The sequence below is a fragment of the Streptomyces sp. NPDC002130 genome, from assembly GCF_040296465.1.
Classification (GTDB): domain Bacteria; phylum Actinomycetota; class Actinomycetes; order Streptomycetales; family Streptomycetaceae; genus Streptomyces.
The window spans coordinates 1-7650 of the sequence record NZ_JBEOXI010000328.1 but is presented as its reverse complement, the minus strand read 5'-3'; the positions used below and the strand labels follow the sequence as shown (position 1 = coordinate 7650).

The 7650-nt window shown below is 68.7% G+C and carries 9 protein-coding genes and 2 pseudogenes; 5 read left to right on the top strand and 6 right to left on the bottom strand.

Annotated features, from left to right (window positions below; translation table 11 throughout):
* The 4 genes and pseudogenes from ABT116_RS37105 to ABT116_RS37090 all read right to left on the bottom strand — a co-directional run.
* The coding region (locus ABT116_RS37105) for a homoserine dehydrogenase (protein WP_351643389.1) at positions 1–1103 on the bottom strand (1103 nt) is incomplete at its 3' end.
* Positions 1100–1354: pseudogene (locus tag ABT116_RS37100) on the bottom strand (diaminopimelate decarboxylase); the annotation flags it as partial. The pseudogene ABT116_RS37100 and the gene ABT116_RS37105, both read right to left, overlap by 4 nt.
* On the bottom strand, positions 1329–3413 hold the full coding sequence (locus ABT116_RS37095; RefSeq protein WP_351643396.1) for an MMPL family transporter: 2085 nt from the start codon (positions 3411–3413) through the stop codon (positions 1329–1331). The pseudogene ABT116_RS37100 and the gene ABT116_RS37095, both read right to left, overlap by 26 nt.
* 146 nt (positions 3414–3559) lie before the next feature.
* Complete coding sequence (locus ABT116_RS37090; RefSeq protein WP_351643387.1) at positions 3560–3862, bottom strand: aromatic-ring hydroxylase C-terminal domain-containing protein; 303 nt, start codon at positions 3860–3862, stop codon at positions 3560–3562.
* Between the two features lie 66 nt (positions 3863–3928).
* Between ABT116_RS37090 and ABT116_RS37085 the strand changes: the two are divergent.
* From ABT116_RS37085 to ABT116_RS37070, 4 genes and pseudogenes are all read left to right on the top strand, one after another.
* A pseudogene (locus ABT116_RS37085) lies at positions 3929–4184 on the top strand (IS5 family transposase); the annotation flags it as partial.
* On the top strand, positions 4185–5138 hold the full coding sequence (locus tag ABT116_RS37080; RefSeq protein ID WP_351643393.1) for a pirin family protein: 954 nt from the start codon (positions 4185–4187) through the stop codon (positions 5136–5138).
* Positions 5139–5275: 137 nt separating this feature from the next.
* Entirely contained in the window at positions 5276–5461 is a 186-nt protein-coding gene (locus ABT116_RS37075) for a hypothetical protein (RefSeq protein WP_502984002.1), read from the top strand.
* 130 nt (positions 5462–5591) lie between these two features.
* Positions 5592–6065 (top strand): hypothetical protein, encoded by a 474-nt coding sequence (locus tag ABT116_RS37070; protein WP_351643384.1) that lies wholly within the window; start codon positions 5592–5594, stop codon positions 6063–6065.
* Positions 6066–6176: 111 nt separating this feature from the next.
* Here ABT116_RS37070 and ABT116_RS37065 read toward each other — a convergent pair whose 3' ends face one another.
* Complete coding sequence (locus tag ABT116_RS37065; RefSeq protein ID WP_351643382.1) at positions 6177–6533, bottom strand: hypothetical protein; 357 nt, start codon at positions 6531–6533, stop codon at positions 6177–6179.
* Positions 6534–6968: 435 nt separating this feature from the next.
* Here ABT116_RS37065 and ABT116_RS37060 point away from each other — a divergent pair, with 435 nt between their 5' ends.
* Positions 6969–7121 (top strand): hypothetical protein, encoded by a 153-nt coding sequence (locus ABT116_RS37060; protein WP_351643379.1) that lies wholly within the window; start codon positions 6969–6971, stop codon positions 7119–7121.
* 36 nt (positions 7122–7157) lie between these two features.
* Here the strand turns inward: ABT116_RS37060 and ABT116_RS37055 are convergent, their stop codons facing one another.
* Entirely contained in the window at positions 7158–7535 is a 378-nt protein-coding gene (locus ABT116_RS37055; RefSeq protein ID WP_351643377.1) for an STAS domain-containing protein, read from the bottom strand.
* Positions 7536–7650 lie beyond the last annotated feature (115 nt).

Below are 7650 nucleotides of genomic sequence, written 5' to 3'. Positions count from 1 at the left end.
CCTTCCTTGTCCGCGACCTCCATGTTCACGTAGTAGCGCGTGAGGATGTCGCCCATCGGGGCGACCTTCAGCTTGGCGTACTTGGACTCGCGGGGGCCGCGGCCGCCGTGAACCTTGTTGCGCGCCGCCATCACCAGGTCACCCATGACCGCGGACGCGGTGGGGGCGCCGCCTGCGCCCTGGCCGTAGAACATGAGCCGTCCGGCGTTCTCTGCTTCCACGACAACGGCGTTGAATGCGCCGTTCACCGAAGCGAGCGGGTGGCTGAGCGGAACCAGCGCCGGGTACACGCGAGCGGAAATCCGCTCCTTGCCCTTGGGCGTGACGATGCGCTCGCAGATCGAGAGCAACTTGATGGTGCAGTCGAGTGCCTTCGCCGACGCCAGGTCGGCGGAGGTGATCGTGGAGATCCCTTCGCGGTACACGTCCGCGGCAGTGACGCGGGTGTGGAACGCGATCGACGCGAGGATCGCTGCCTTCGCCGCGGCGTCGTAGCCTTCGACGTCCGCGGTCGGGTCGGCCTCCGCGTATCCGAGGCGTCCGGCTTCGGCGAGGGTCTCCTCGTAGTCGGCCCCGGTCTCGTCCATCGCGGAGAGGATGAAGTTGGTGGTGCCGTTCACGATTCCGGCGACCTTGTTGACGCGGTCTCCGGCCAGGGACTGCGTGAGCGGGCGGATCACGGGGATCGCACCGGCAACAGCGGCCTCGAAGTACAGGTCGACAGAATTGGCCTCTGCAGCCTCCGCCAACTCACCGGTGTGGTCCGCGAGCAGCGCCTTGTTGGCGGTCACGACCGACTTGCCGGAGTTGAGGGAGGAGAGAATCAGCTTGCGAGGGAGCTCGATTCCGCCGATCACCTCGACCACGATGTCGACGTCGTCACGACCGACCAGGGACTCGGCGTCCGTCGTCTGCAGTTCCTCGGGAATTCCGCGGTCCGAGCCGATACGGCGAACGGCAACTCCCCGCAGTTCCAACGGGGCGCCGACGCGAGCTTCGAGTTCCTCGGCCTGCTCACGAATGATCCGGACGACCTCGCTCCCGACGTTGCCGAGGCCGAGAACGGCCACACCGATAGCGCGATGCGCCGATTCGCTCGTCACTGCGATACCTCCAAGCTGAGCAGATCTTCCACTGTTTCCCTCCGCAGAATCACGCGTGAGACTCCGTCACGCACCGCCACCACGGCTGGGCGGGTGAGCAGGTTGTACCTGCTCGACATCGAATAGCAGTATGCACCGGTCGCTGCTACCGCTAGTAAATCACCGGGCCCGACGTCCTCGGGCATCCAGGTGTCCCGAATGACCACGTCACCGGACTCGCAGTGCTTACCGACGATACGTGCAACGACGGGCGAGCGGCTGTTGACCGCCCGGCAGCTCCGCCGCTGTACGGGACAGTCGGCTCGGCCACCAGATCCGCCGGCCGATCAGCAAGGTGAGGGCGGGCACCAGGACCGACCGCACCAGCAGGGCGTCGAGCAGCACGCCGAAGGCCACCAGGAACCCGACCTCGATCAGCATCACCAGCGGAAGTGTCGCGAGGACCGCGAACGTGGCCGCCAGGACCAGGCCCGCCGAGGTGATGACGCCACCGGTGGCCGAGAGGGCTTTGAGCATGCCCTCTCTGGTGCCGATACGCACGGTCTCCTCCCGGGCTCGGCTGGCCAGGAAGATGTTGTAGTCGACGCCGAGCGCCACCAGGAACAGGAATGCCAGCAGCGGCACCGAAGAGTCGACGCCCTGGAACCCGAGGATCGTGTCGAAGACGAACACGCTGCCGCCGAAGGCTGCGGCGAACGAGACGATCACAGTGGCCATCAGGACCAGCGGGGCCACGATCGCGCGCAGCAGCAGCCCGAGGACGATCAGGACCACGGCGAGCACCAGCGGGATCACCAGCTTCTCGTCGCGCTCGGTGGTCACCTCGGTGTCGAGGTTCTCCGCACTCGGCCCGCCGACGATCGCCTCCGCCCCGCGCACCGCGTGCACGGCGGTGCGCACCCGCTTGATCGTGTCGTACTCCGCGGCGGTGTCCGGCGCGTCCTTCGGGAACACGGAGATGTTGGCCCAGCCACCGCTGGTCTGCTCCGGGACGGCCATGGCCACGCCTCGGGTGTCCTTGACGACGTCGAGCACCCGCTCCTGGTGCGCCGGCCGCGTGAAGACCGTCATCGGCTGCCCGCCGAGCTCCGGGAAGTGCTGGCGCAGAACGGTGAAGCCGGTGACCGACTCCGGCGCGGACAGGAACTGGTCCTGCTCCCGCAGGGCGCCGGTGTTGCCCGCCAGCCCGAGGGCGAGCACGCCGAGGACTCCGAGCGAGCCGAGCGTCGCCACCCACCGGCGGCGGCTGATGGCGGCGCCGAGCCGTCCCCACAGCCCCGGCTTCTCCTGCACGGCCGTGCTGAACCGCGGGACGGCCGGCCAGAAGATCCGCCTGCCGAGCACCACGAGCACCGCCGGGAACAGCGTCAGCATGGCCACCAGCGCGCACAGGATGCCGGCCGCACCGATCGGACCCAACCCGCTGGTGCTGTTCAGGTCCGCGACGAGCAGGCAGAGCAGGCCGGCGACCACGGTGGCAGCGGACGCGACGATGGCCGGCGCCGCGCCGCGTAGCGCGTGGACCATCGCGACCCGGACGTTCTCATGGTGGTGCAGTGCCTCCCGATATCGAGCGATGAGCAACAGCGCGTAGTCCGTGCCGACGCCGAATACCAGGATCGTCAGCAGCGCCGAGTTCTGGTCGTTGACCACGATGCCGAAGCCCTTGACGAGCAGGTAGACGGTCCCCATCGAGGTCAGTGCGGCCGCGCCCACGGCCACCAGCGGGATGATCCACAACACCGGGCTGCGGTAGGTGAGGATGAGCAGGAGCGTGACGACGACGATGGTGGTGAGGAGGACCTGCACGTCGATGCCGTCGAAGACGGCATCCATGTCGCCGTCGATCGCGCCCGGGCCGGTCACGTCGAGTTCCAGGCCGGAGGGGCGGTCCTTCGCGGCGTCACGTAACGGGCCGACGATGTCCTCCGGTGCGCCGTAGGCCGTGCTCACCTCGAGGGTGAACATCATCGCCTTGCGGTCGGTGGAGGGGCTCGTCGGTGAGCCCTCGTCGTCCTCGCCGGCCGCCGCCGTCGCCTTCGGCGGGTACCGCTTGGCAAGGGTGTGGTATTGGCGCTCGACCGTCGCGCGGTCGGCGTCGGTCATGCCGCCGGCGCGGTGGTACACGAAGACGAACGAGTTGCTGTCCCCGCCGGGGAGACGGTCGTCCAGCACCGCCACCTTGGTGGACTCGGCACTGGCCGGCAGAGTGTCCACGGCGCTGTCGGTGGTGACCGAGCTCAGCTTTCCGCTCAGCGGCACCATGCCCGCCGCCAGCACCAGCCACAAGCCAATCACCAACCACGGCATCCACCGGCCCGCCAACCGACCGGCCGGCGCTCCCCCGGACGGCGCTGCGTCGACTGCCATCACTAGCCTCCTACATACGGGTTGCATCGCTTATCTGGATGCCGACTTTCTACGGAGCGAACCTGAGACGACTGTTAATGCGGTGCTCAGGCCGGTTGGCCGAACCATGTGCCCAGCACACGCACCAGCGTGGTGGCGTCGCGGTCCTGCCCGGTGGGCAAGGCCCGGGCGACACAGCCGTCGGGCCGGATGAGCAACGCGTCGAGGTCCACCCGATCCGTGCGGGCGGTGAGGGTGTTGACCCGTCCGGTCCACGCGGCCGCGGCGCCGCGGGCCTCGGCGCGGTCGACGTAGCCGAGCAGGAGCCCACGCCCCTCACGCAGCAGGTCCGCCGACCGGTTCACCGCGGTGACGACGTCCGGGTCGGGCCGCTCCAGCGTCAACTTCATGTCCGCACAGGGTGCCGACGAACCGGTGGTCGTCGCCCAGGTCGTACCGGGCGTCCATGCCGGCGAGCGGGTCGGCGACGTACCGGTGGGCGTCGTCGAACCGACACGCTCAGCCTGCTTCTCGCGGTGCTGGTCACCGCGGCCAGTGTCCAGGACTCCGTGGCCGGCACCCAGCTGCTCGACCAGGTTGCCGGCATCGACATGGAAATCACCGCCCGCAAACCCGGGACCAGGGGATTCACGCCGATACCCAAGCGGTGGGCGGTGGAGCGGACGTACGGCTGGCTGATGCTCCACCCGGCGTCTCGCCCGCGCCTACGAGATGAGTGGACCAGTCGGCGTGGTCGACGCGCCCCCCGCCCTGGCCGACGCCGGCCACCCCACGGCGCCGTGCGTGGAGGTGAGCGACAGCCGCGAGGCGACCGTCGGGAAGATCCGCGTGCGGCGCGCGCTGCCGCGCCGGGGCCGCCGCACGGTCGGTGCCTGGTGCTTCGCCGACCACATGGGGCCGGCCGACGTCACCGAGAACAGCGGCCTGGACATCGGCCCGCACCCTCACATCGGGCTGCAGACCGCCACCTGGCTCACCGACGGACAGGTGCTGCACCGCGACAGCCTCGGCTCCGAACAGGTGATCAAGCCCGGGCAGCTCAACCTCATGACCGCCGGCGGCGGCGTCGCCCACGCCGAGGAGGCCACCGGCCACTACCAGGGCACCCTGGAAGGCATCCAGCTGTGGATCGCCCTGCCGGAGACCACCCGGCACGGGCCGGCCACCTTCGAGCACCACACCGAGCTGCCCCAGGCCGACCTGGACTGTGGCGCGGGCACCGCGACCGTCCTGGTCGGTGACTTCACCGGTCTGGCCAGCCCGGCCCGGCACGACACACCGCTGGTGGGGACCGACCTCGACCTGCGTGCACCAGCCACCGTGCCCCTGCGCACCGACTTCGAATACGCCCTGATCGTCCTGGAAGGAGCGGTGACCGTCCACGGCAAGCCGCTGCTCCCTGGCAGGCTCGGATACCTCGGCGAAGGCCGCGATCAACTCCGCCTTCAGGTGCGCGAACCAGCCCGCGCCATCCTGCTCGGCGGTGAACCGTTCCCAGAACCGATCCTCATGTGGTGGAACTTCGTCGCCCGCACCCGCGCCGAGATCGACGCCGCCCACGCCTCCTGGACGGCCCAGGACGACCGCTTCGGCCGCGTCCGCTCCACCCTGCCGCTCATCCCCGTCAAGGCCCCCTTTTGGCAACAGACCGGAGAGAACCGGTAACCGAGCCGCTGGCCCGGCAGGCACTCGCATTCATGGGGAGGTGCTCCACCGGCGGGCGGTCTGCTGCCATTCCGCCTCCTAAGCGCGCATGCGGCGCTGGTCCAGGACGCGTGAGAGGCGATGGGTGGTCGAGGTCCGTGAGCTGGCTGATGCGCTCACGTCGGCTGGTCCGTGACTACGAGACGCTGCCCGCCACCAGCGAGTCCATGGTCCTGTGGTCGATGACTATGCTCATGAGCCGCCGCCTTGCCCGCCGCACCCACACGGCCACGACGGCGATGTCCTCTGACACCGAAACCGAACCGTTTGCCGCTGAGGGCTGACCAACCAGGTCCCCTGGGGTGGCGTGCGCTAGTGGCATCGGCCCTCGGCGCGGAGGCGCGGGCGTGTGGCTGTGCCGTTCTCCCTGCGAGGATGTGGAAAGCAGGGCGCGAACAGCAAGAAGGGACCCCCGTGAACGAGGTACAGGAAGGACTCTGCCTCATGGGTCCCGCCATGGTGACCGTATTCGTCATCGGCGCGGGCAACGAACCGCTGCCGCGGGAGGCGTTCAACCTCGCCGGACTCGTGCCCGACGAGGTGCGTCCCTTCATGCTGATGGAGCAGCCGGCAGCGATCGCGTCGCCCGGCCTCATGTCGTACGACCTCACCTTCCACGACGCCTCTCTCACCCTGGCCACTTACACGAGCGCGACCCTGCGCCGCCTGTGCGCGGATGGCCGAGCCGTGGCCTGGGCTGGCTTCGAGGGGTCGTTCCACTACGACCACCTCCTCACTGAGGACATCGCATCCTCGGTCTACGGATACTGCGTGAGCGGCGCCGAACCCGTGGTCGCATGGGACTTCGCCACCCTGCGCGGCATGGCCTGGAAGAAGCGGATAGCCGAAACCCGCGCGGCTCTGGAAGCACTGCTGCGTCGGCCTTGAGCCCCCATCCCAGAGCCACGAGTCCCAGACCGTGGCGACCAACGTTCGATGACACGCGCTCAACCTTCAGTGACACAGGACAAGCGATCTTTGACAGCCTGAACCACACCGTCACGCCGTGAGGATGCTGAACTCCCCGGACTGGTGCCGGGTGATCCACCCACGCTCGGCCAGGCGTTTCGCCCGCGAACGCACTCCCTCGATCTTCGCGGGCACCGCTTCCAGTCCCAGGGCCACCGCGAGGTCCTTGGCCCGCACCGTGTCCCGGCCCGCCGCCGCCTCGGTCTCCAGCATCGAGATGATCCGCTGGTTGTCCGGCGCGAGTGCAGCCCTGGCCAGCTGCCCGCTCTGCGCCTGCTCGACCGCCTCCCGCGCGGCCGACTCTTTCGACTCCAGCAGACCCAGCACCGACGCCACCAGCGACTCCCGTCGATCAAGAAGCAACCCGACGCCCCAACACTCCTGCATAGACACGGAGTTCAATCCCGATCAGCGGAAACTCAACGGTCACGGCCGGAAAGACAACGGCTTCTCAGCGATCTCCCTCATGCCTGGCACCACGCGCCGGTACCCGCAGAAGTTCTCCGGTCCCGGCCTCTTCACCCGACCGAGTAGTGCCCCGGCCTTGGCCAACCACGACCCGACACGGGCATGTGAGGGTTTCTTGGCCATGCGGTGACGCTGACGATGCGATTACGGGGGCAGACGAACCCGGCACGGTCCGTACGGGTGTCCGGCAGGAGGAACCAGTGGCCGGTCATGAGATCTACGCCGCCAGCGCATCTTCGGTCGTGGCGGCGATACTGCTCGCGCGATGGTTCCTGACGGGCCGAAGCAGCAGGACGCGCACCTCTGCCGTATTCCGCTATGCCTCGCGCTGGAGGACACCGAGGGATGTCCGGCGTGCGGGATCCACCGCGGCCCAGGCTGAGCCACGCCTGGCGATGGACGCGCCAGGTGCAGCGGATGGTGCAGGAGGCCGAAGACATCCTGCACTGCTACTGGCGCCAGCTCAGTCCCCTCTACCTGTCCCAGCACGATCACCATCAGCACTGAGGCGATCTCAAGCCGGGCCGCCGGGCACGGGTCGGCTCAGTTGCTGAGTGCTTGGCGGAGGGTGGGGCGGCAGTCGATGACGGCGTCGACGCCGACGATCTGCAGGGTGCGCAGCACGGTTTGCTGGGCCCCGGCCAGGCGGATCCAGCCGCCGGCTTCGGTGACGGCCTGGTAGGCGGCGATGAGGGTGTTGATGCCGCTGGAGTCCATGAAGGTGACCTGGTGCATGTCGATGACGATGCGTGGCCGGGGGAGGCTGGGGGCTTCCAGGGCCTGGCGGAGGGGTTCGATGGTGTCGTGGTCGATTTCGCCGGCCACGGTGATCACGCGGATGCCCTCGGTGGCGGTGACCACGACCGACAGTTGGCCCGGCTGCTCACCTCTATGGGTGTCCGCCATCTCTCCCTCAGCCATGTCGGTGATACTGGCACACCAAGACCTTCCACCTGCAGTGCTGCCCTGCACAGTGCGGGTATCCGGCAGTACTCCGGAAATGCCGTCATCGGCGGCCCACTCCCCGACCGTGTCC